The sequence below is a fragment of the Bacillus sp. 05T31 genome (genome assembly GCF_056396725.1).
Map to the genome: position 1 here is coordinate 33,061 of NZ_JBFTMA010000016.1, position 24,128 is coordinate 57,188.

Below are 24,128 nucleotides of genomic sequence, written 5' to 3' on the forward strand. Positions count from 1 at the left end.
CAGGTTATCCCAATTATTCCTTAGTTGTCTCAACTTCAACATTCAATTTATCTGCTGATTGATGATCATCGTCATCTTCCGTATCACGCATTTCAATTTCTGTATCGTTGATAGACATCATTTTAACGTCCATACCTAAACTTTGCAGTTCTTTAATCAATACTTTGAATGATTCAGGAACGCCTGGTTCTGGAACATTTTCACCTTTAACAATTGCTTCATACGTCTTAACACGTCCAATAACATCATCAGACTTCACTGTTAAGATTTCTTGAAGAGTATAAGCAGCACCATAAGCTTCAAGTGCCCAAACCTCCATCTCACCGAAACGCTGTCCACCGAACTGAGCTTTACCTCCAAGAGGTTGCTGCGTTACAAGTGAGTATGGTCCAGTAGAACGAGCATGAAGTTTATCGTCAACCATGTGCGCAAGTTTGATCATATACATGACACCAACAGATACACGGTTATCGAATGGCTCACCAGTACGTCCGTCATACAGGATTGTTTTCGCGTCATTTGCCATACCAGCTTCTTCAATTGTGCCCCATACATCTTCCTCACGAGCACCATCGAATACCGGTGTTGCAATGTGAATACCAAGGTATCTTGCTGCCATACCAAGATGAAGCTCTAATACCTGACCGATATTCATACGAGATGGTACCCCTAATGGGTTTAACATGATATCGATTGGCGTACCATCTGGTAAGTAAGGCATATCTTCTTCCGGTAAAATACGGGAGATAACACCTTTGTTACCATGACGACCGGCCATTTTGTCACCTTCAGAAATTTTACGCTTTTGAACGATATATGCACGTACAAGTTGATTCACGCCTGGTGGCAATTCATCGCCATCTTCACGGTTAAACACTTTTACGTCTAAGATAATACCGCCACCACCGTGTGGTACACGTAGTGATGTATCACGTACTTCACGTGCTTTTTCACCGAAGATTGCATGTAATAGACGTTCTTCTGCCGTTAATTCTGTTACACCTTTTGGCGTTACTTTACCAACAAGTAGATCTCCATCTTTTACTTCAGCACCGACGCGAATAATACCGCGCTCGTCAAGATTACGAAGTGCATCTTCTCCAACATTCGGGATATCACGTGTAATTTCTTCTGGTCCAAGCTTCGTATCACGAGCTTCTGATTCATATTCTTCAATATGGATAGAAGTGTACACATCATCTTTTACAAGGCGCTCACTCATGATGATCGCATCCTCATAGTTATAACCGTCCCATGTCATAAAGCCAACAAGCACGTTACGTCCAAGCGCCAGTTCACCTAGTTCCATAGAAGGACCATCCGCAAGGATTTCACCTTTTACAACTTGGTCTCCAACACTTACGATTGGACGTTGGTTGTAGCAAGTTCCTTGGTTAGAACGAATGAATTTTTGCATTTTGTAGCGATCTAAGTCGCCTTTTACTGTTTGACCGTCAACGTCTACATAGCGACGTACCCAAACTTCACGTGCTTCTACGCGCTCAACAACACCAGGCTGTTTACTCATCTGCTGTTAAATAATCAACCTGCCCTGTTACAAGACCAGTTTCTGGGTCAACACGACGGTATGGCGTTTCAATGAAACCAAACTCATTTACTTTCGCAAACGAAGATAATGAGTTAATCAAACCGATGTTTGGTCCCTCTGGTGTTTCAATTGGACACATACGACCATAGTGAGAGTAGTGAACGTCACGTACTTCAAAGCCTGCGCGCTCACGCGTTAAACCACCGGGTCCTAATGCAGATAGTCTTCGTTTGTGAGTTAACTCTGCTAATGGGTTTGTTTGATCCATGAACTGAGATAACTGAGAACTTCCGAAGAACTCTTTAATAGATGCAATAACCGGGCGAATGTTAATTAACGCTTGTGGTGTAATTGCATTTGTATCTTGAATCGACATTCTCTCACGAACAACACGTTCCATACGAGAAAGACCGATACGGAATTGGTTTTGTAGTAACTCTCCTACAGAACGCAGACGACGATTTCCTAAGTGGTCAATATCATCTGTATCCCCTACTTTATATAGCAAGTTAAAGAAGTAGCTAATAGAAGCAAGAATATCACCTGGTGTGATGTGTTTTATATCACGAGTAATATTTGCATTCCCAATTACGTTTATAGATCGTTCGCCTTCTGATTCTGGAGCATAAATCTTAATAGATTGCAGCTCAACATCGCCTGCTACCACTCCACCCATTGGTTTCGCTGTTTTGAATCCAATGTTTTTCTCTAAGTAAGGTAGAATGCGATCCAGTGTACGACGATCTAAGACTGTTCCTTCTGCCGCTAAAATTTCACCAGTTTCTGGATCCACCAGTGTTTCAGCTAAACGTTGGTTAAACAATCTGTTTTTAATGTGTAGCTTTTTGTTGATCTTATAGCGACCTACATTTGCTAAATCGTAGCGCTTCGGATCAAAGAAACGAGACACAAGTAAGCTCTTTGCATTTTCTACTGTTGGTGGTTCACCAGGGCGTAGACGCTCATAAATTTCAAGCAATGCYTTCTCWGTGCTATCTGTGTTGTCTTTTTCTAACGTATTGCTTAAGTATTCGTTATCACCTAAAAGCTCGGTGATTTCTTGATCAGAGCCAAACCCTAATGCGCGTAACAAAACAGTTACAGGAAGTTTACGCGTACGGTCAATACGCACATATACAACATCCTTAGCATCTGTTTCATACTCTAACCAAGCTCCGCGGTTTGGAATTACAGTAGCAGTAAAACCACGTTTTCCGTTTTTATCCACTTTGCCACTATAGTATACGCTTGGAGAGCGAACTAACTGGGAAACGATAACACGTTCTGCACCGTTAATTACGAATGTTCCAGTCTCTGTCATGAGTGGGAAATCTCCCATGAACACATCTTGTTCTTTTACTTCACCAGTTTCCTTGTTGATTAGACGCACTTTTACACGAAGTGGTGCTGCATACGTCACATCACGCTCTTTGCATTCTTCTACAGAGTATTTAGGTTCACCCAAGCTGTAGTCGATAAATTCAAGCGATAGATTTCCCGTAAAGTCTTCGATCGGAGAAATGTCTTGGAACATTTCTCGCAAACCCTCATCAAGAAACCACTGATAAGAAGAGGTTTGAATTTCGATAAGATTTGGTAACTCTAATACTTCACTAATACGGGCATAACTTCTTCGTTGGCGGTGGCGTCCGTATTGAACTAGTTGACCTGTCAACTGCTTCACCCCTCAAATCATGAGTATTATAAATGCACAAAAAAATTTGTGCAAAATCACAAATAAATACAACTACTGCTATTAGCGTAGTTTTTTTCTCTTAAAGATAGATACGTTGAGTCTTTCTACCTGCTCAAAAAAGAAAAATGGCTTCTATAAGAAAACCATCATTCTGTTTCATAATCTGCTGATTTTACTATCTTTTCCAAGAGAAGCAAAAATATACATCTTTCTCAACGCAGAAAATCATATATTGGCATTGTATAATGTTAACATAGCCAAAAATAACCGTCAACGCTTTTTTGATTTTATGATATAATATCCTTTTTTCTTTTCTACAACTTCAACTTCAGAAAATACTTCTTCTAGTTTTTTCATCGCAGATGGCGCACCTTGTTTCTTTTGAATAACAATCCACAATTCTCCACCTGAAACTAAATACTCCACAGCCTTTTCTAAAATCTCATGCACGATATCTTTACCAGCACGAATTGGAGGATTAGATAGAATAACAGCATACTTGCCATCTACATTTTCATAGACACTACTTTGCAAAATACGTATATTTTCAATTCTGTTATTAGCGGCATTTTCTTTTGCAAGTCCCAAGGCCCTTTCATTCACATCCACCATGTGAATTTCACGATTTTGAAACTCTTTCGCTAACGACAAACCGATTGGACCGTACCCACATCCTACGTCTAACACATTACCTTTAACATCTGGCATTTGAAACGCTTCAATTAAAAGACGAGAACCAAAGTCCACTTCGTTTTTCGAGAACACCCCATGGTCAGATAAAAAAGTGAATCGAGATTCACGAAGTGTAACTTCCCATCGTTTACGATCACTTTTACTAGAAGGGTCGTTAGAAAAATAATGGTCTGCCATATGGCCACCTCTTTTCTTTACAGTTAAAAAAAAAGCTCGCATAAGAGCGAGCTTTTTTTAAAGCACCAAAAGTTAATTACTTAACTTCTACAGCAGCGCCAACTTCTTCAAGTTTAGCTTTCATTTCTTCAGCTTCCTCTTTAGTAACGCCTTCTTTGATTGCTTTTGGAGTGTTGTCAACTAATTCTTTAGCTTCTTTTAAGCCAAGACCAGTGATTTCACGTACAGCTTTGATAACTTTGATTTTTTGAGCGCCAGCACTTGCAAGTACTACGTCAAATTCAGTTTGCTCAGCAGCAGCTTCACCAGCGCCACCAGCTACAGCTACAGGAGCAGCAGCAGTTACGCCGAATTCTTCCTCGATAGCTTTTACTAAGTCGTTAAGTTCTAATACAGTCATAGATTTAACTGCTTCAATGATTTGTTCTTTAGTCATTGTAAATATCCTCCCTTAAATAGGTTTGTATTGTTTTATAGATAACAAGTAATTATCTTTTAAAAAATTAAGCGCCTTGCTCTTCCTTTTGATCTGCAACTGCTTTAGTAGCAAGTGCAAGGTTACGGATTGGAGCTTGAAGAACGCTAAGAAGCATAGAAAGTAAGCCTTCACGTGATGGAAGAGTAGCGATAGCTTTAACCTCATCAAGTGTTACAAGTTTACCTTCGATTACGCCCGCTTTAATTTCTAAAGCTTCATGATTTTTAGCGAAGTCGTTTAATACTTTCGCAGGAGCAACTACATCCTCGTTACTGAACGCGATTGCGTTTGGTCCTGTTAAGAATTCGTTTAACTCAGCCATTTCAGCAGACTCTGCAGCACGACGAGTTAAAGAGTTTTTGTAAACTTTGAACTCAACGCCAGCTTCACGTAAGTTTTTACGTAATTCTGTTGCTTCAGAAACTGTTAAACCACGGTAGTCAACAACAATTGTAGATTTACTCGCGCGAAGTTTTTCAGCGATTTCAGTTACAACTTGTTGTTTAGTTTCGATTACTTTGCTCATGTTATTACACCTCCTGTAGATTATATAGAAGATGTACCGAAAGTGCACTAAAAACCTCCATGCCCAACTTGTAGACATGGAGGCATATAGTCACAGAAAAAAGATTCCGCTTCGTATATTAACACCTAGGTAGGAAATTAAGTCGAATCGACTCCTACTGTCTACGGTACACTATTAAAATTCACAACATAAATGATTATATTAAAACTTCTTTATGAAGTCAACTTCCAATTTTTACGCAAGTGTAGAAACGTCTACGCGTACGCCAGGTCCCATTGTAGAAGCAACAGTTGCGTTCTTCATGTAAGTACCTTTTGCAGCAGCTGGCTTAGCTTTTTGTAGCGTGYCAGCAATTGTTTTGAAGTTTTCTACTAATTTAGCATCTTCGAAAGATACTTTACCGATTGGAACGTGGATGTTACCAGCTTTATCAACGCGGTATTCAACTTTACCAGCTTTGATTTCGTTAACAGCTTTAGTTACATCGAAAGTAACTGTTCCAGTTTTAGGGTTTGGCATTAAACCTTTAGGTCCTAATACACGACCAAGTTTACCAACTTCACCCATCATATCAGGAGTTGCTACTACTACATCGAAATCAAACCAACCTTTTTGGATTTTACCGATGTAATCAGCATCGCCTACGAATTCAGCGCCAGCAGCTTCAGCTTCTTTTGCTTTTTCGCCTTTAGCGAATACTAATACACGTTGTACTTTACCAGTACCGTGTGGAAGAACAACTGCACCACGAATTTGTTGGTCAGCTTTCTTAGGGTCAACACCTAAACGGAATGCAGCTTCTACAGTTGCATCAAATTTAGCTGTGTTTGTTTTCTTTACTAATTCTACTGCTTCTGTTGCAGAGTAAGCAGATGCACGATCAACAAGCTTCGCAGCTTCAACGTACTTTTTACCTCTTTTAGCCATGTTTGTTTCCTCCTTGAATGTGGTTTTAGCGGAATAACCTCCCACGTTTACGCCTTCATTCCGGGAACCCCCGAGGATGTGCGCCCATCCATTTATTTAAAAATGATGATCATTTACGATAATAAAGGTTGCGAATTGGAATTCCAGACCCGCAACCTTTTTTACAAAAAACAAATCGAATTAGTCTTCGATAACGATGCCCATACTGCGCGCAGTACCTTCAACCATACGCATTGCAGCTTCTACGCTAGCAGCGTTTAGGTCAGGCATTTTAGTTTCAGCGATTTCGCGTACTTTATCACGCTTAACAGTTGCCACTTTATTACGGTTTGGTTCACCAGAACCAGACTCAATACCAGCTACTTTCTTAAGAAGAACAGCAGCAGGAGGAGTTTTAGTAATGAAAGTGAATGAACGGTCTTCAAATACCGTAATTTCAACAGGGATGATAAGACCAGCTTGATCAGCTGTACGAGCGTTAAACTCTTTACAGAAGCCCATGATGTTAACACCTGCTTGTCCTAATGCTGGACCAACCGGCGGAGCTGGATTAGCTTTACCTGCAGGAATCTGAAGTTTTACCATTTTAATTACCTTTTTAGCCACGAGACACACCTCCTTAAGTCCGTGATGTGGTCAATTGGGCAGTGATTTGCCCTCCCACTTCATATTTTATCATAATGATAAAATCTTTTTCAAAAAACGTCTCCGTTACCGAAGACGTACTGACTTAAAAGATATTATCACTTTTTACAATTCATTTCAAGTTTCATTTTATAATTTTTCAATTTGATGGAAATCAAGTTCAACCGGAGTCTCGCGACCGAACATGTCTACAAGCACGCTAACTTTTTTCTTTTCCACAYCAATTTCTTCAATCGCACCTGTATAATCCGCGAATGGCCCCTCATTTACACGCACTGTTTCATGAAGTTCAAATTCGAAATCAACCACTTCATTGTCCATTCCCATATGCTTCATGATGGTAACAACTTCCTCTTCTAATAGAGGCGATGGTTTAGATCCTGAACCAGAAGAACCGACAAAGCCTGTTACACCTGGCGTATTACGAACAACATACCAAGAATCGTCAGTCATGATTAGTTCTACTAATACGTAACCTGGGAACACTTTTCTTTTCGTTATTTTTTCTTTACCATTTTTCATTTCTACTTCTACTTCTTCCGGGACAACAACACGGAAAATTTTATCTTGCATACCCATTGATTCTACACGTTTCTCTAGGTTTGCTTTTACTTTATTTTCATATCCAGAATAAGTATGGACAACATACCAACTTTTTTCCATTCATTTAGGACGAGCGTCCTTCCCTCCCTGACGTACATTTTTTTGCGCAAATGAAAAAACCCGTTCACCGGGCTTTTACACAGTTCTTATAAATAACATTATATCATGGATAAGTGCTTCTTATTCAAGAATTAACCAAGAATTAACCGAATTAAAGAAGAAATGCCCATATCAACCACTGCGAAGAAAATCGCAAAGAACACAACTGTCGCGATAACAGTCGTTGTTGATCGGAGTAATTCATCTTTTTTAGGCCAACTTACTTTTTTCATTTCGCGACCTACATCGCCGAAAAAGTTCGTTAAACGCATCTACGGGACCTCCAGTTTATTATTTCAATTATTTATTTTGTTTCTTTGTGAACTGTATGCTTATTGCATGTTTTACAAAACTTCTTTATCTCAAGTCGCTCTACTGAGCTCGTATCTTTCATCGTAGAGTAGTTTCGATTTTTACACTCTTCACATGAGAGTACAACTTTTTTCCTCATTAGTTACACCAACCTTGTAACATTGTCCCTAAAAATGTATCATACAACAAAAGACAATGTCAATGTCATGACTTTCACTCTCTTAACAAAAAGAAAACAGGTGAATTATTTTACACCTGCGGCACTTGCTATGAATTTAAAGTTGTGCTCTCTCTCATCTCCATATATCTTTCTAATTTCCTTTTTACACGCTGCAATGCGTTATCAATAGATTTCACGTGCCTGTTTAACTGTTCTGAAATTTCTTGATAGGAACGACCATCTAAGTATAAAGAGAGCACTTTTCTTTCTAAATCGCTTAATAATTCAGATATTTTAGATTCTATGTCTGTATATTCTTCCTGACTTATAATCATCTCTTCTGGATCAGTTACTTTCGATTCCGAAATAACATCTAATAATGTTCGATCAGATTCCTCATCGTAAATTGGCTTATCTAAAGACACATACGAATTTAACGGAATATGTTTTTGCCTTGTTGCTGTTTTAATAGCGGTAATAATTTGTCGAGTGATACACAGTTCAGCAAATGCTTTGAACGAAGACAGCTTGTCCCCTTTATAATCACGAATAGCTTTAAACAATCCAATCATGCCTTCTTGAACAATATCTTCTCGATCGGCACCCACTAAGAAATAAGATCTTGATTTCGCGCGAACAAAGTTCTTATATTTGTGAATTAAATATTCTAGAGCGTCAGTATTACCTTTTCGAACTAACTCAACGATTGCCTCATCCTCTAAATCACGAAATGTAACGTCGCCTACACTTACGAAGCCTGCTTCCACCCTGATCCCTCCGACCGCTATATATTTAGCAATATTATACAGTAAAAAGATAAAGAGCGTCAATGCTTCAACGCTCTCCTCTTCTTAATTTTTCTAATTTTTCTGTAATATCTTCACTAAATATCTTTCGCATGGCGGGTTGCTTTTCTTTCGTGTCTTTTGTACACCTTCTTACTTGTTGTTCCATCGCTTGCACTTCTAACTCTAATTCACGCGCAGATTTTCGAAGTGCACCTTGCGCAAATATAATCCATTGCTCCGTATAATCCGAAGTTGCAACGTATATTTGTGTATTTATATTTCTAAGCTCAATCGCAAGTTGTTCTATCTTTTCATCTGCAGTTTGATTTTTTCTCGTGAATATTACTTCCACCCGTGATTGTTTCATCTTTTTTTCAATACCATAGACTGTATAGGCATCAAAGACAATCATTACCTTTGTGCCTGTATAGCCTTGATAATCCGCCATCTTATCAATAAGTGCGTCTCTTGATGACTGTAAATCTACATCCCGCAGTTTCTTCAAGTCTCCCCAAGCCCCGATAATGTTGTAACCGTCAACGATTAAAATATCGTTCATTTTTTATTTACCAATTTCGTGACGTTTACGATATACCTCATACATTAACAAACTTGCGGCTACTGAAGCATTTAAGGATGTAACTTTACCGACCATCGGTAAAGTAATTAGGAAATCACACTTTTCACCAATAATACGACTCATACCTTTTCCTTCACTACCAATTACTAGTCCGATTGGCATATTACCATCTAAATTACGGTAATCTGTTTTCCCTTTGGCATCTGTACCAGCAATCCAAAGTCCACGTTCTTTTAATTCATCAATTGTACGCGATAAATTTGTTACACGTGCAACAGGAATATATTCAATTGCCCCAGTCGACGCTTTCGCAACTGACGCTGTAAGCCCCACCGCTCTTCTTTTTGGAATAATAACCCCATGAGCCCCTGTTGCATCCGCAGTACGCATAATAGAGCCTAAGTTATGTGGGTCTTCAATTTCATCTAAAATTAAGAAGAACGGATCTTCATTGCGTTTTTCTGCTAATTTAAACAAATCCTCTAACTCAGCATATTGATATGCAGCTACTTGAGCAATTACACCTTGATGATTACCCTCAACTAATTGATCTAATTTCTTCTTTGGTGCGTGTTGCAAAATAACCTTATTCTCTTTTGCTAATGCTAGTACAATTTGCACTTGTCCTTTGGCAGCACCTTCCGCTACCAAAATTTTATTAATATCTCGCCCCGCTCTTAAAGCTTCAATTACAGGGTTACGTCCGATAATATATTCACTACTCATGATGATGTGCTCCCTTCCTTTTCTTCCAAAACGTCAATCGCCTTATATACAATCTCGTCCAATCTTTCACGATTATTCAACAAGTGATGATAACCGATTAGCGCTTCAAAGGCTGTACTGTGTCGATATGTTTGTACATCTGTATTTTTTGGAACAGTACCCGAATTCGCATTACGCCCTCTTCTTAATACCGCCTCTTCCTCTTCTGTCAAAAATGCCGTTTCTAATAAATGATAAACAACTTTCGCCTGTGCTTTTGCCGAAACAAAGCCCGTCCCTAAGCGATGTAATTGATTAGGGCGAACTGTCCCCTTTTGAAGGAGGTGATAGCGGATATATTGCTCATATACCGCATCACCCATATATGCTAAAGCTAAGCTGTTCAATTGCTTTGCATCAATCATTCTTATCCTCTTTTCCATCTTGTACCTTGAGCGGTATCTTCTAAAATAATATTACGTCCTTTTAAATCATCGCGAATTTGATCAGATAGTGCGAAGTCACGATTTTGACGAGCTTCAATACGCTTTTGGATTAGTGCTTCAATTTCTTCATCAAGCAACTCTTCTTGCGCTAATTCTAATCCTAAAATACTAAATAATGTTTCAAGTTGTTTTACATACGCTTCAATTACAACTTTAGAAGTATGTTCTTCTAACAAATATTGATTTGCGTGATTTAACGCCTCAGACTGCGCAATTTCATTTTCATGATGAGGAAATGCTAAATCTTGACCACCAGCATGAATATCAATTGTATCCCCTAAATATTTACGCGCCATTGCTGAGCATTCAATATGCCACCCTGGGCGTCCTTTCCCCCAAGGGCTTTCCCAGAAGATTTCTCCTTCTTTCGCAGCTTTCCATAAAGCAAAATCAAGAGGGTCTTGTTTCTTTTCTCCTACTTCAATACGTGCACCGTGACGTAAGTCTGCAATCGGTTGATGTGATAATTTACCGTAACCTTCGAATTCTTTCGTTTTAAAGTACACATCACCTTCTGATTCATATGCATACCCTTTATTCACAAGTTCTTGAATAAATTCAATAATGATATCCATATTTTCCGTTACACGTGGATGAACCGTTGCATGTTTGCAACCTAGTGCCGTTACATCTTCAAAGTAAGCTTCAACAAAACGATCTGCAATTGTTGGCACATCTTCACCTAATTCGTTTGCCGCCTTAATTAATTTATCATCCACGTCAGTAAAGTTAGATACATACTGCACATCATATCCTTTATATTCTAAGTAACGGCGTACTGTATCAAACACCATAGGTGGTCTTGCATTCCCAATGTGAATGTAGTTATACACTGTAGGTCCGCACACATACATCTTTACCTTATTTTCTTCTAATGGCATAAACTCTTCTTTTTGACGCGTTAACGTATTATAAATGTGAATAGTCATTTTTATCCTTCCTTCCTACCTTTACTTCGAGTTGCTTTCTCAATTTATCAAGTTCTACTTCCATAACCTTTAATTTATCAAAAATCGGATCCGGAAGATCAGAATGATTTAATTCTTGACCAATCTTTACTCCATTTTGAATAACGACTCGGCCAGGTATACCTACAACTGTAGAATGCGCAGGAACTTCCTTTAACACGACAGATCCTGCTCCAATTTTAGAATTCTCTCCAATAGTAATAGAACCTAGTACTTTAGCACCTGTTGCAATTAATACATTATCCTGAATTGTAGGGTGCCTCTTTCCTTTTTCTTTACCTGTACCACCTAATGTGACACCTTGATAAATTGTTACGTTTTCGCCAATTTCACACGTTTCTCCAATTACAACCCCCATTCCATGATCAATGAAAAAACGACGACCAATAGTTGCTCCTGGATGAATCTCAATGCCAGTAAAAAAACGACTAACTTGCGAAATCCAACGTGCCATAAAGAAAAAATTCCTTTTATAAAAAGCATGTGCAATTCGATGGGCCCAAACTGCATGTAATCCAGAGTAAGTTAAAATGACTTCGAAATAACTTCTTGCCGCTGGATCCTGTTCAAAAACGACTTCAATATCTTCCCGAAGCCTCTTAAACATCGATGTTCCCTCCCCTTTATGGGCTGCTTTTTTCGAGTGAACTAACTCCCCACTTCCCCCTAAATCTCTATACAAGGGGATAAAACTTATACTCACACCATTTACACGGTATAAAAAAAAGACGTCTCTGTCATATAGACAGAGACGCCTTTTAAGCGCGGTTCCACTCTGTTTAGGCTAAAGAAGCCTCAAACTCATCCATGATAACGGTTTACACCGCTTCTGTTTACTTTGCGCCCTAAGACGTTCCGCGAAATACTTCGCTGTTCAACAGAAGACTCGAAGGGGCATTTCAAAAATCCGCTTATAAACCACTTCCAGCCTAAGGGTGGTTCTCTCTGTAAAAAGCCTGATTTTCTACTTCTCCTTCTCGTCGCTTTTCCTTATTAGATTTTAGATATACTTATTATATTGCTAAACCTAGAAAATGTTAACCAATTACTTTTTGAATACGATTTAAAACTTTTTCTTTTCCAAGAAGAGCAATAGCGTTAGGAAGCTCTGGACCATGTGTTTGTCCAGTAGTAGCAACACGGATTGGCATAAATAGGTTTTTACCTTTATGTCCTGTTTCTTTTTGAACTGCTTTAATAGCCGCCTTAACTGCCGCTGGCTCCATTGCTTCTAAAGCTTCTAATTGATCGGCAAATGCACGAAGTACTTCAGGTACTTGTTCACCTTTCAATACTTCTTGTCCCTCTTCTTCATGATCAACATGATCTTTAAAGAACATTTCAGAAAGCTCTACAATTTCAGCTCCAAAGCTCATTTGGTCATGATATAAAGCAATTACATCACGAACCCACGCTTGTTCTTGTTCGCTTAAGTTTTCACCTACGCGACCCGCTTTCACTAAATGCGGTAAGCTTAGTTCAACAACCGTATCTAAATCTTGTTTTTTCATATATTGGTTGTTCATCCATTTTAGTTTTTGGGAATCAAATAATGCAGGTGATTTTGATAAACGAGCTGCATCAAACATTTTGATAAACTCATCTTGAGAGAAGACTTCTTCTTCACCTACTGGTGACCAACCTAGTAATGCAATAAAGTTAAAGATTGCTTCTGGAAGATATCCAAGCTCTTTATATTGCTCAATAAATTGAATAATAGATTCGTCACGCTTACTTAGCTTTTTACGGCTTTCGTTTACAATTAAAGTCATATGACCGAACTTCGGGATATCCCAACCGAAAGCTTCATAAATCATCATTTGTTTTGGCGTGTTTGAAATATGATCATCACCACGAAGTACGTGTGTAATCTCCATTAAGTGATCATCTACCGCTACCGCAAAGTTATAAGTTGGAATTCCATCTTTTTTCACGATAACGAAATCACCAAAATCATTTGAATGGAATGCAACTTCATCTTTTACGAGATCTTTAAACGTGTAGTCACTATCAGCCGGCACACGGAAGCGAATACTTGGAATACGGCCTTCAGCCTCAAATCCTTTAATTTGCTCCTCAGTTAAATCACGGTGGTTTCCTGCATAACGCGGTGTTTCACCACGAGCGATTTGACCTTCACGCTCTGYTTCTAGCTCTTCTTCTGTCATATAACATTTGTAAGCTAAATCACGCTCTAATAAATCTTTATATAATTTTTTATAAATATCTAAACGCTCTGTTTGACGATATGGTCCAAATTCACCACCAACATCAACACCTTCATCCCAGTCCATACCGAGCCATTTCAAGTATTTTAATTGGCTTTCTTCTCCACCAGCAACATTACGTTTCACATCAGTATCTTCAATACGAATAATAAACTTACCATCTTGATGACGAGCAAATAAATAATTAAATAATGCCGTACGCGCATTTCCGATATGTAAGTGTCCTGTTGGACTTGGCGCATAGCGCACTCTCACTTGCTTTTCCATAGTTGGTACACCTTCCAATCTTAATGTCAACACATTCTATAATTGTACACCAAAAAAACGTGATTATCCATCTTACGAATTAAAAACCACTATTTTTTCTGTAATAAAACAACCGCTTGAGAAGCAATCCCTTCTTCTCTACCTGTAAATCCTAATTTTTCTGTTGTTGTTGCCTTTACATTAATATTATCAATAGACGTTTCTAATAGTTCACTAATACGTTTACGCATGCTTTCAATATGCGGTGCCATTTTTGGCTTTTGGGCAATAATTGTACAATCTAGGTTCCCTAGCTCATAACCTTGTTCACGCACAAATTCCCAAACCTTTTGTAACAATACAGCTGAATCCGCATCTTTAAAGGCAGGATCTGTATCGGGAAAATGTTTTCCAATATCTCCTGCTGCAATTGCTCCTAGACATGCGTCAGCAATCGTATGTAACAATACATCTGCATCCGAGTGACCGATTAATCCTTTTTCATGAGGAATTGTAATTCCRCCGATAATTAACGGTCTMCCTTCCGCAAATTCATGTACATCAAAACCTTGTCCAATTCGAAACATTCTTTACATCCTCCTCAATCTAAACTACTTTATAAATTCTATATTATATTGCTATCTCTATAAAGAAAAGCCCGGCAACTGCCGAGCTTTTCTTTACTATAATACCATCACTTCTATTTCTTCTGAACATGAAGGAAACTTTCAGCAATTAGTAAATCCTCTGGAGTCGTCACTTTAATATTATAGTAACTCCCCTCTACTACGCCTACTTTCTTCCCTACACGTTCTACGAGACTTGCGTCATCTGTACCAAGAAAACAACTTTGCTTTGCACTTCTGTGAGCTTCTAATAAAAGAGGAACAGAAAATCCTTGTGGTGTTTGAACCGCTTTAAGCTGAGAACGTTCTACCGTTTCAACAACAACACCCTGTTCTACTTTCTTAATGGTATCCTTCACTGGCACCGCACAAATGGAAGCACCATATTTCTCTGCTGCAGTTAATACATCTTGCATCATCTTATTCGTTACGAACGGGCGTGCACCATCGTGTACGAGAACATAYTCMACWCCACTCACATACTGAAGCGCATTATACACACTATCTTGTCTTTCGGCCCCGCCTTGAATAAATTGCACCTGCTTTTCAACCGGGTACTTCTGCATTAACTCCTCAAAATAAGGGCGTTCYTCTTCGTTAATTGCCATGATAATACGTTTACATGCTTTATCTTTTTCAAAAGCACGTAATGTATGCACAATGATAGGTACTCCATTTATAAGTAAGAACAACTTGTTTTTGCCAGCACCCATCCGTTTCCCTTGACCCGCTGCTGGAATAATTAACGTATACATATTAATAATCCTCTACTTATAATGCTTTTTCTAATAATTTACGTTTTGCGAAAATCATACGACCAGCCGATGTTTGCAACACACTTGTAACTAGTACATTAAGTTGCGAACCGACATATTCTCTACCGTCTTCTACTACAATCATCGTGCCATCATCTAAATATGCCACACCTTGATTTTGTTCTTTACCATCTTTCACAACATAAACACTTAATTCTTCGCCAGGGAGTACGACTGGTTTAATTGCATTTGCTAAATCGTTAATGTTTAATACTGTTACTCCTTGTAATTCAGAAACTTTGTTTAAGTTGAAATCATTTGTTACAACAGTTCCACCAGTGATTTTAGCTAACTTTACAAGCTTGCTATCCACCTCTTGGATATCCTCAAAATCGCCTTCATAAATTTCCACCGGAATTGGTAGCTCTTTTTGAATACGATTTAAAATGTCTAATCCTCTGCGACCACGATTACGCTTTAAAGCATCAGAAGAATCGGCAATATGCTGAAGCTCTTCTAATACGAATTGTGGAATCACAATTGTTCCTTCTAAAAACTTCGTTTGGCAAATATCCGCAATACGTCCATCAATAATTACGCTTGTATCGAGAATTTTCCAATGAGTTGTAGATTTTTCTACCTCTACCTCTTCGTTCTCGCTATTGTTTTTCTTCTTACCTCCACGCTGGGGTAATGTAAATAATCCTAGCAATTCRTTTCTCTTTTTAAATCCTACTTGGAATCCTAAATAACCAAGTAAAAGAGTAAAGAACACTTGTAATACTGTACTAATGACTGGAATCGTGAATTCACGAATTGGTATCAAAATTAAATATGCAACAATAAGACCAGAGATCAACCCTAATGTACCAAATAAAACATCCGCTACCGGTGCCTTTACAAGGGCTTCTTCGATATGTTTAATAAGTTGAACAATATAATCCACAAGCCAAAATGTTGTTAAAAATAAAATAATTGCACCAATAATTGCACGAACGTACGATCCCTCAAGCAAAGGAACAGCACCAACGTCCAATACATTAATAACTTTTGGGATTAGAAAAATCCCTAACGCTCCCCCGATCACTAAAAAGAAGAGCTGTACGATCCTTTTTAACATCCAACCACCTCCTACTCATTATTAACCATTGTTTTGCTAATCAAAACGCCGAATGCAAAAGCGGACGTGTTTTTTTGTAAATAGTTTTATTTACCAATATACCATATCATATAACAAAAATGTTCTAGTGTCGTTATATTATGGAATCAATGTAATATTCTTAATTGTGTCTACTCATATAGAGATGCTCTTGAATTCTTTTTAGGCCCTCTCGTATTTTCTTCGCCCTAACTTCCCCAATTCCTTCCACATCATCCAATTCATTAATAGTTGCACGACAAACACCTTGCAATGTTTTAAATCGATTAATTAAATTTTCAATGATAAGTGGTGGAACACGAGAAATTTTGCTTGCGATTCGGTATCCCCTCGGTGTCACGCTTTCTTCTAAGCTCATTTGCCCTGGATAGCCGAGCAATTTAACTAAATCGCTATCCTCTAAAAGCTGTGTATTTGCAAGATCTTGTAACTTTTTCAAAATTTGATGGTGATCCTGCGTTTTTTCTTGATAATAATCCTTAATTAATAACGCTGCCTCTGCTTCTAAGTCGGCTAGTAATTCTGTAAGTTGTAAACGAATTAACCTTCCTTCCGTTCCTAACTCATGAATGTAGCTCACTATTTCATTTTTAATACGCAGTACCATTTCAACACTATGTAAAACGTGAACTACCTCGGACATTGTAACGACCTCTTCAAATTCTAGAATRCCCAAATTCGTAATCCCATCATTCCATACAGCTTTATATTTTTCTAACGTTTGAATAGCTTGGTTTGCCTTTGTTAAAATTACACCTATATCTTTTAGTGTATAACGTAAGTTCCCTTGATATAGTGTAATTACGTTACGTCTTTGTGAAATAGCCACAACAAGGCTAGCCGTCTGCTTTGCTACACGCTCTGCCGTTCGGTGACGCATACCTGTTTCAATAGAATCAATGGATGGATCTGGAACTAATTGTGCATTTGCAATTAAAATTTTGCTCCCAGTTTCATTTAAAATAAGTGCCCCATCCATTTTTGCTAATTCATATAAACTAGCCGGTGAGAATGCACAATTAATGTGAAATCCTCCATCAACAATACTTTTAATCTGCTCATTATACCCAAGAACAATTAGCCCTCCAGTTTGCGCACGAAGTACGTTATCTATCCCTTCGCGTAGTGGTGTTCCTGGGGCAACAAGCTGTAGAATATTAATCATGCTTTTGACACGCTGCTTGTTTTCCTCCATAGCCTAGCCTCCTAATGTCAAACGAAGCGCTTCTCCTAAATTAGAAACACCTACTACCTCAATCCCATCTGGAATTGTCCATCCTCCCAAATTTTTTCTAGGAATAATAGCACGTTGAAATCCTAATTTCGCTGCTTCTTGTACACGTTGTTCAATTCTTGATACTCTTCTTATTTCTCCAGTTAGGCCTACTTCTCCTATTACCGCATCGGCTGGTGCAGTAGCTTTATCTCTGAAACTTGAAGCAATACTTAAGGCGACAGCTAAATCGATTGCTGGTTCATCTAATTTCAAGCCACCCGCAACTTTTAAATATGCGTCTTGATTTTGCAACAATAAACCTGTTCTTTTTTCTAGCACTGCCATAATAAGTGAAACGCGGTTATGATCAATTCCCGTCGCCATTCTTCGAGGATTTCCAAAACTAGTAGGGGAGATTAATGCTTGTATTTCTACTAAAACCGGTCTTGTTCCTTCCATTGAAGCAACCACTGTGGATCCTGCAACTCCAACTGGACGTTCCTCAAGGAAAATTTCAGAAGGATTTAGTACTTCTGCAAGACCTAGTTCCTTCATTTCAAAGATACCCATTTCATTTGTGGAACCAAAACGGTTCTTCACAGCTCGCAAAATACGATATGTATGGTGACGATCTCCTTCAAAGTAAAGAACTGCATCAACCATATGTTCTAGCATACGTGGTCCTGCAATTGCCCCTTCTTTTGTCACATGTCCGACGATAAAAATAGGAATCCCTTTYGTCTTTGCAAGTTTCATTAATTCCGCTGTACATTCACGTACTTGTGTTACACTCCCTGGGGCTGACGTCACTTCAGGTAAATGTATCGTCTGAATGGAGTCAATAACAACAAAAGCTGGATTCATCTCTTCAATGTGCGCTGCAATTCTCTGTAAATCAGTCTCTGCTACAACAAATAGATTACTACCCTTTACATGCAAACGATCTGCACGAAGTTTGATTTGCTTTGCTGACTCCTCACCTGATATGTATAGTACATCATATGAAGAATCTGCTAATTGCGATGAAATTTGTAATAACAATGTTGATTTCCCAATCCCAGGGTCTCCACCAATAAGTACTAAAGATCCATCTACAATCCCGCCACCAAGTACACGGTTAAACTCTTGAAATTTCGTTTCAATACGCGCCTCAGACTTTGTTTCTACCTCTGTTAAGCGTCTTGGTTTTGTTACTTCTGATTGAATTGCATTGGCATAATTAAGGCGTCTTGATGATACAACTGGTTCCATCTCTTCAACAAGCGTATTCCATTGACCACATCCAGGACATTTCCCCATATATTTTGGCGACTGATAACCACATTCTTGACATGTAAATTTTGTTTTCTTTTTAGCCATATCTTTTATAGTTCACTTCACTTTCATCTACAAACGTTTATCCTTCTCGTACAAGAAAGAGGGCTATCGCGTAGCCCTCTTTGTTTGTCTATACTTATTTTACCTTTTCCGCACTATGAATGACAAATGATTCTCCTTCTATATCAAAGATAACTTTTTGTCCTTTCTCAATAGCACCTTTTAACAGTTCTTCTGATAGTCTATCTTCTACATGTTTTTGAATTGCTCTACGAAGCGGACGAGCACCGTACTCTCGATCAAATCCTTTATCAGCAATTGCTGAAATTGCTCCTTCTGTTAAGTGCAATTCAATCTCTTGTTCTTTTAAGCGATTCACTAACTGATTCACCATAAGAGTTACAATTTCTTGAATATGTTTTTTCTCAAGCATATGGAACACGATAATTTCATCAATACGGTTTAAGAATTCTGGACGAAATGCTTTTTTCAATTCATCCATTACTTTACCTTTCATATCTGAATAATCGCGGCTCTCATCTTGTACGTTAAATCCAAGATGTTTATTACGTTTTAATGCGTCTGCACCAACATTAGACGTCATAATAACAATTGTATTACGGAAATCAACTGTACGTCCTTTAGAATCTGTTAAACGGCCRTCTTCTAATACTTGTAGTAAAATATTAAACACATCAGGATGAGCTTTCTCTACTTCATCTAATAAGACAACTGAATATGGCTTACGACGAACTTTCTCTGTTAATTGTCCACCTTCTTCATATCCAACATATCCTGGAGGAGATCCAACTAAACGAGAAGTAGAATGCTTTTCCATGTACTCAGACATATCGATGCGGATCATTGCATCCTCATCACCGAACATAGATTCCGCTAATGCCCTTGCTAGTTCTGTTTTACCTACACCAGTAGGTCCTAGGAAAATAAATGAGCCAATTGGACGTTTCGGATCTTTTAATCCCGCTCTCGCACGACGAACAGCTTTTGCCACAGCTACAACTGCTTCATCCTGCCCAATTAAACGATCATGTAAAATTGATTCCAAGTTTAATAATTTATCTGTCTCTGTTTGTGCAAGTTTAGAAACTGGAATACGTGTCCATGTGGAAACGACATTTGCAATATCTTCTACTGTTACTTCTGAGTTTTCTTGTCCTTGTTTCTCTTTCCACTGACGCTTTGTATCTTCTAACTTTTCACGCAAACGTTGTTCCATATCACGTAAGGAAGCAGCTTTTTCAAATTCTTGGCTTTGTACAGCTGCATCTTTTTCTTTTCTAATTTCCTCAAGCTTCACTTCAAGCTCTTTTAAGTTTGGCGGTGTTGTATAAGAACGTAAGCGCACTTTTGATGCAGCCTCATCAATTAAATCGATTGCTTTATCAGGTAAAAAACGGTCTGTAATGTAACGATCTGAAAGTTTTACAGCCGCATCGATTGCATCATCTGTAATAGATACGCGGTGATGCGCCTCATAACGGTCACGTAAACCTTTTAAAATTTGAACTGATTCTTCTAAGTTTGGTTCATCAACATGAATTGGTTGGAAACGTCTTTCTAATGCCGCATCCTTTTCAATATATTTACGATATTCGTCTAAAGTTGTTGCACCAATACATTGTAATTCACCACGTGCTAAAGATGGTTTTAAAATATTCGATGCATCAATTGCACCTTCCGCCCCTCCTGCACCAATTAACGTATGAAGCTCATCAATAAATAGAATGATGTTACCAGCTTGGCGAATCTCATCCATCACTTTCTTTAAACGATCCTCAAATTCACCACGATATTTTGTTCCAGCAACAACTGTACCCATATCTAATGTCATAACACGCTTATCTCTTAAAGTTTCAGGAACTTCATTATTTACAATTTGCTGTGCTAATCCTTCCGCAATTGCTGTCTTACCTACACCAGGTTCTCCAATTAATACTGGATTGTTTTTTGTTCTACGGCTTAACACTTCAATTACACGTTGAATTTCTTTACTACGTCCAATAACAGGATCTAAACGATTTTCACGTGCAACAACTGTTAAATCACGTGCTAGACTGTCAAGTGTAGGTGTATTCGCATTTGTTGATGAACCACCCTGGTGACCTGAACTAGCTTCATTACTTCCAAGGAGTTGTAACACTTGTTGTCTTGCTTTATTTAGGCTTACACCTAAATTATTTAAAACGCGTGCTGCTACACCTTCACCTTCACGGATTAAACCAAGTAAAATATGTTCTGTTCCAACGTAGGAATGGCCTAGCTTACGAGCTTCGTCCATAGACAACTCAATAACTTTTTTAGCACGAGGTGTGTAATGTACTGTTTGAGAAGCTTCCGTTCCACGTCCAATTAATGCTTCTACCTCTTTTTGAACTTTCTCTGGACTTAATCCAAGAGCAATTAACGCTTTTGCTGCAATTCCTTCACCTTCGCGTACAAGCCCAAGTAAAATATGTTCTGTTCCAATATTATTATGCCCAATGCGAATTGCTTCCTCTTGAGATAAAGCTAATACTTTCTGTGCTCGTTCTGTAAATCTTCCAAACATCATAGAAATCGCCTCCTACTTGCGCTTAATTTTGTTCAATTCGTAATCGCTCACGGATTAAGGTTGCTCTTCGATAATCTCTTTCTTCTGGTCCTAAAGGTCCTCCTGCATATTGTTGCAAAATGCCCGGCTGAGTAAGAACCATTAACTCAGTTAAAATATTTCTCGATATACCTTGTATATATCCTAAGTCAATACCAAGCCGTACATCTGATAAGCAAGTGGCTGCTTCTGCAGATTGAATTAAACGACTGTTAGCTAGTATTCCGTAAGAACGATATACTTTATCTTCAAGCTCAATGCTTGAATTTTGTACAATTAATTCTCTAGCCGTTTTTTCTTGATGGATGATTTGTTGAATGACACTCTTTAAATCTGCAATAATATCTTCTTCTGATTTCCCTAGTGTCATTTGATTTGACACTTGAAATATATTACCTAACGCTTCGCTACCTTCACCGTATATTCCTCTTACTACTAACCCTAATTTTTGAATTACTTGTATAATACGGTTAATTCTTTTCGTTAAAACCAGTCCCGGCAAATGAATCATTACCGAAGCCCTTAATCCTGTACCGACGTTAGTCGGGCAACTCGTAATATATCCAAGCGATTCATCAAAAGCATATTCAACCTGCTCCTCGATCCAATTATCTATTTGATTGGCACTTTGAAGCGCCTCTGATAACTGTAAACCTGAAAATAGGCACTGAATCCTAACATGATCCTCTTCATTAAGCATGATACTTATATGTTCACTTTCTGATAGTAGGCATGCTCCGTATTCTGTTCCTGCAAGATTTGGACTAATTAAATGCTTCTCAACTAAAACTCTCCTTTGAAGAGGATTTAATTCATTCATTTTTAATAGTTCAAACTCCCCAAAAGGTTCAACAGGTTTTTTTATAAACTTCTTCTTAAATAACTCATGAATCTGCTTAGCTTCTTCCTCGTTTTGCATAGTAGAGAATTGATATTTTTTAAAATTACGAGCCAAACGAATTCGACTACTTAAAACAATATCAGAATCAGGGCCATCTCCCTTCATCCATGGACTAATCGCTTCATTCATGATTCTGTCCAGTGACATAGAACTATTCCCCCTCTCTATGCTCACTAAGCTGATTTACAAGACCTCGAATTTTATCTCGTACTTCAGCCGCTTTCTCAAATTCCTCTTTCTGTACATATTGTTTCAGATTGAGTTTTAGTTCATCTAATTCTTTCTTTAAGTAGATATTTCCTTCTATACGTTCAGGAATTTTTCCACAATGATCCGTATGCCCACCGTGAAGACGTTTTAACAATGGTTTTAAATGCYCCTTAAATGTATCGTAACAAGAAGCACATCCAAAKCGTCCCACTTTTGTAAATTGTTCATATGTCATCTTACAATTCGGACATCTTGATATATTTGTATTTGAAAATGCATCTTGCCCTTCTTCAAACATTGCTGGTTCACTATGCAATAATCCGGCTAATAGGTCATGGAATGAAAAATTAGACTGCGGTGATTGAAAGAAAGACGTATAGCCACTTTGTTCTGCACATTGCTCGCAAAGATGAACTTCCGCCTTTTTTCCGTTGATTACTTTTGTATAATGTAAAGTTGCTGGTCTTATATTACAGTTTTGACAAGTCATCGCTATCCCCCACCTTTACAACAGGAACGATCTATCTCATGATACTTTTCATACATTACTAGATTGTTCTCTTTCCTTAATCCATTTAGTAAAAGCACATGTCATCTTTCAAAATCCCTACAATATTAAACTGCATTATCTTAGCTATCATTCTTAACAAAAGTTATATTTATTTATATTTCAGTGTTCTTAACATTGCGCATAATATTCGAGCCCTAAGTTCATCTCGAGAAGGAACATCCATTAATAATACAGAACGATCTAGTACGCTTAACATAAGTTTAGCTTCACGATTTGTTATAATCCCCTCTTCTATTAAACGTATAATCATACTTTCAGCATTTCCTTGTGCAACGCTATGATCAATCATATGAAGCRTTTGATCAATAATGTCTATATCATCATGCAGTGTGACTTTTATAATGCGAATGTAACCTCCTCCACCTCGTTTACTTTCTACTACAAATCCTCTTTCTAACGTAAAACGGGTATTGATTACATAGTTGATTTGAGACGGCACACAATCGAATCGATCAGCGACCTCATTCCTCTTGATTTCAATCGCATTATTATTGCTTAAGTCAATAACTTGCTTTAGATATTTCTCAATGATATCAGATATATTTCTCATTTATCCGCCACCTTTATTGACTTTGACTATCTTTGACTTTAATTATATACGTATTAAAAAAATTTGCAACTCTTTTGCTTATTCACTATCCTAGCCACATTTCCCTGTCTTTAATCAAAAGGACGATTCTTTAAGTAAAGATTTTTTAAATTACTATGAATTGTAAAAAGAAACGCGAAAAAACACAAGTCAAAAGACTTGTGTTTTTATCTTGCTTGGCGACGTCCTACTCTCACAGGGACAAGGTCCCAACTACCATCGGCGCTAGAGAGCTTAACTTCCGTGTTCGGTATGGGAACGGGTGTGACCTCTCTGCCATCATCACC

24 protein-coding genes, 1 rRNA gene, 1 pseudogene and 2 other annotated features are annotated in these 24,128 nt (G+C 38.1%); all 26 genes and pseudogenes read right to left on the reverse strand.

The annotated features are described in order from the left end of the window. Positions 1-13: 13 nt before the first annotated feature. Positions 14-3,224, reverse strand: a pseudogene (locus AC1DJR_RS02360) (DNA-directed RNA polymerase subunit beta). Positions 3,225-3,515: 291 nt separating this feature from the next. Beyond that, entirely contained in the window at positions 3,516-4,115 is a 600-nt protein-coding gene (locus AC1DJR_RS02365) for a class I SAM-dependent methyltransferase (RefSeq protein ID WP_002124684.1), read from the reverse strand. Positions 4,116-4,191: 76 nt separating this feature from the next. Continuing rightward, a complete protein-coding gene (gene rplL, locus AC1DJR_RS02370) occupies positions 4,192-4,551 on the reverse strand; it encodes a 50S ribosomal protein L7/L12 (protein ID WP_002009788.1) in 360 nt (119 codons plus the stop codon). Positions 4,552-4,618: 67 nt separating this feature from the next. Then, on the reverse strand, positions 4,619-5,119 hold the full coding sequence (rplJ, locus tag AC1DJR_RS02375) for a 50S ribosomal protein L10 (RefSeq protein WP_002009790.1): 501 nt from the start codon (positions 5,117-5,119) through the stop codon (positions 4,619-4,621). Positions 5,120-5,158: 39 nt separating this feature from the next. Continuing rightward, positions 5,159-5,304 (reverse strand) — a sequence feature (ribosomal protein L10 leader region). Positions 5,305-5,353: 49 nt separating this feature from the next. After that, positions 5,354-6,046, reverse strand: coding sequence for a 50S ribosomal protein L1 (gene rplA / locus AC1DJR_RS02380; protein ID WP_477001945.1), 693 nt, complete (start codon positions 6,044-6,046; stop codon positions 5,354-5,356). Positions 6,047-6,226: 180 nt separating this feature from the next. Continuing rightward, positions 6,227-6,652 carry a 50S ribosomal protein L11 gene (rplK, locus tag AC1DJR_RS02385; RefSeq protein WP_001085872.1) on the reverse strand — a complete coding sequence of 142 codons (426 nt, stop codon included), beginning with the start codon at positions 6,650-6,652 and terminating at the stop codon, positions 6,227-6,229. Between the two features lie 168 nt (positions 6,653-6,820). Further along, positions 6,821-7,354 carry a transcription termination/antitermination protein NusG gene (gene nusG, locus AC1DJR_RS02390; RefSeq protein ID WP_477001946.1) on the reverse strand — a complete coding sequence of 178 codons (534 nt, stop codon included), beginning with the start codon at positions 7,352-7,354 and terminating at the stop codon, positions 6,821-6,823. Between the two features lie 131 nt (positions 7,355-7,485). After that, positions 7,486-7,665, reverse strand: a complete 180-nt coding sequence (secE, locus tag AC1DJR_RS02395) for a preprotein translocase subunit SecE (RefSeq protein ID WP_002009797.1) — start codon at positions 7,663-7,665, stop codon at positions 7,486-7,488. A 32-nt stretch (positions 7,666-7,697) separates the two neighbouring features. Beyond that, a complete protein-coding gene (rpmG, locus tag AC1DJR_RS02400) occupies positions 7,698-7,844 on the reverse strand; it encodes a 50S ribosomal protein L33 (RefSeq protein ID WP_012260172.1) in 147 nt (48 codons plus the stop codon). Positions 7,845-7,972: 128 nt separating this feature from the next. Beyond that, the gene (locus tag AC1DJR_RS02405) at positions 7,973-8,632 is read right to left on the reverse strand and encodes an RNA polymerase factor sigma-70 (RefSeq protein WP_002009799.1); all 660 of its coding nucleotides are present in this window, start codon (positions 8,630-8,632) and stop codon (positions 7,973-7,975) included. 67 nt (positions 8,633-8,699) lie between these two features. Further along, complete coding sequence (locus tag AC1DJR_RS02410) at positions 8,700-9,212, reverse strand: NYN domain-containing protein (protein WP_002009801.1); 513 nt, start codon at positions 9,210-9,212, stop codon at positions 8,700-8,702. A gap of 3 nt (positions 9,213-9,215) precedes the next feature. Continuing rightward, positions 9,216-9,959, reverse strand: a complete 744-nt coding sequence (rlmB, locus tag AC1DJR_RS02415; RefSeq protein WP_002091503.1) for a 23S rRNA (guanosine(2251)-2'-O)-methyltransferase RlmB — start codon at positions 9,957-9,959, stop codon at positions 9,216-9,218. Further along, the gene (locus AC1DJR_RS02420; protein ID WP_002009804.1) at positions 9,956-10,363 is read right to left on the reverse strand and encodes a Mini-ribonuclease 3; all 408 of its coding nucleotides are present in this window, start codon (positions 10,361-10,363) and stop codon (positions 9,956-9,958) included. Before AC1DJR_RS02420 ends, rlmB begins: the two co-directional genes overlap by 4 nt. 2 nt (positions 10,364-10,365) lie before the next feature. Beyond that, the gene (gene cysS / locus AC1DJR_RS02425) at positions 10,366-11,373 is read right to left on the reverse strand and encodes a cysteine--tRNA ligase (protein ID WP_477001947.1); all 1,008 of its coding nucleotides are present in this window, start codon (positions 11,371-11,373) and stop codon (positions 10,366-10,368) included. After that, positions 11,354-12,019, reverse strand: coding sequence for a serine O-acetyltransferase (gene cysE / locus AC1DJR_RS02430; RefSeq protein ID WP_002091498.1), 666 nt, complete (start codon positions 12,017-12,019; stop codon positions 11,354-11,356). Before cysE ends, cysS begins: the two co-directional genes overlap by 20 nt. 137 nt (positions 12,020-12,156) lie before the next feature. Further along, positions 12,157-12,402, reverse strand: a binding site (T-box leader). Between the two features lie 47 nt (positions 12,403-12,449). Further along, positions 12,450-13,907 carry a glutamate--tRNA ligase gene (gene gltX, locus AC1DJR_RS02435; protein WP_477001948.1) on the reverse strand — a complete coding sequence of 486 codons (1,458 nt, stop codon included), beginning with the start codon at positions 13,905-13,907 and terminating at the stop codon, positions 12,450-12,452. Positions 13,908-13,996: 89 nt separating this feature from the next. After that, the gene (gene ispF / locus AC1DJR_RS02440) at positions 13,997-14,473 is read right to left on the reverse strand and encodes a 2-C-methyl-D-erythritol 2,4-cyclodiphosphate synthase (RefSeq protein WP_000488386.1); all 477 of its coding nucleotides are present in this window, start codon (positions 14,471-14,473) and stop codon (positions 13,997-13,999) included. Positions 14,474-14,586: 113 nt separating this feature from the next. Next, a complete protein-coding gene (gene ispD, locus AC1DJR_RS02445) occupies positions 14,587-15,267 on the reverse strand; it encodes a 2-C-methyl-D-erythritol 4-phosphate cytidylyltransferase (protein WP_002009811.1) in 681 nt (226 codons plus the stop codon). A gap of 16 nt (positions 15,268-15,283) precedes the next feature. Next, positions 15,284-16,387: a PIN/TRAM domain-containing protein gene (locus AC1DJR_RS02450; protein ID WP_002063406.1), complete on the reverse strand. Its 1,104-nt coding sequence runs from the start codon at positions 16,385-16,387 to the stop codon at positions 15,284-15,286. A gap of 160 nt (positions 16,388-16,547) precedes the next feature. Then, positions 16,548-17,621, reverse strand: coding sequence for a DNA integrity scanning diadenylate cyclase DisA (gene disA / locus AC1DJR_RS02455; protein ID WP_000392162.1), 1,074 nt, complete (start codon positions 17,619-17,621; stop codon positions 16,548-16,550). Between the two features lie 3 nt (positions 17,622-17,624). Then, positions 17,625-19,001 carry a DNA repair protein RadA gene (gene radA, locus AC1DJR_RS02460; RefSeq protein WP_002009817.1) on the reverse strand — a complete coding sequence of 459 codons (1,377 nt, stop codon included), beginning with the start codon at positions 18,999-19,001 and terminating at the stop codon, positions 17,625-17,627. Positions 19,002-19,095: 94 nt separating this feature from the next. Continuing rightward, positions 19,096-21,531, reverse strand: a complete 2,436-nt coding sequence (gene clpC, locus AC1DJR_RS02465; RefSeq protein WP_002063405.1) for an ATP-dependent protease ATP-binding subunit ClpC — start codon at positions 21,529-21,531, stop codon at positions 19,096-19,098. Between the two features lie 22 nt (positions 21,532-21,553). Next, on the reverse strand, positions 21,554-22,618 hold the full coding sequence (locus tag AC1DJR_RS02470) for a protein arginine kinase (RefSeq protein WP_002169332.1): 1,065 nt from the start codon (positions 22,616-22,618) through the stop codon (positions 21,554-21,556). Between the two features lie 4 nt (positions 22,619-22,622). Continuing rightward, a complete protein-coding gene (locus tag AC1DJR_RS02475; protein WP_477001949.1) occupies positions 22,623-23,171 on the reverse strand; it encodes a UvrB/UvrC motif-containing protein in 549 nt (182 codons plus the stop codon). Positions 23,172-23,340: 169 nt separating this feature from the next. Further along, positions 23,341-23,802: a transcriptional regulator CtsR gene (gene ctsR, locus AC1DJR_RS02480; RefSeq protein ID WP_477001950.1), complete on the reverse strand. Its 462-nt coding sequence runs from the start codon at positions 23,800-23,802 to the stop codon at positions 23,341-23,343. Between the two features lie 213 nt (positions 23,803-24,015). After that, positions 24,016-24,128 (reverse strand): 5S ribosomal RNA (rrf, locus tag AC1DJR_RS02485); the annotation flags it as partial.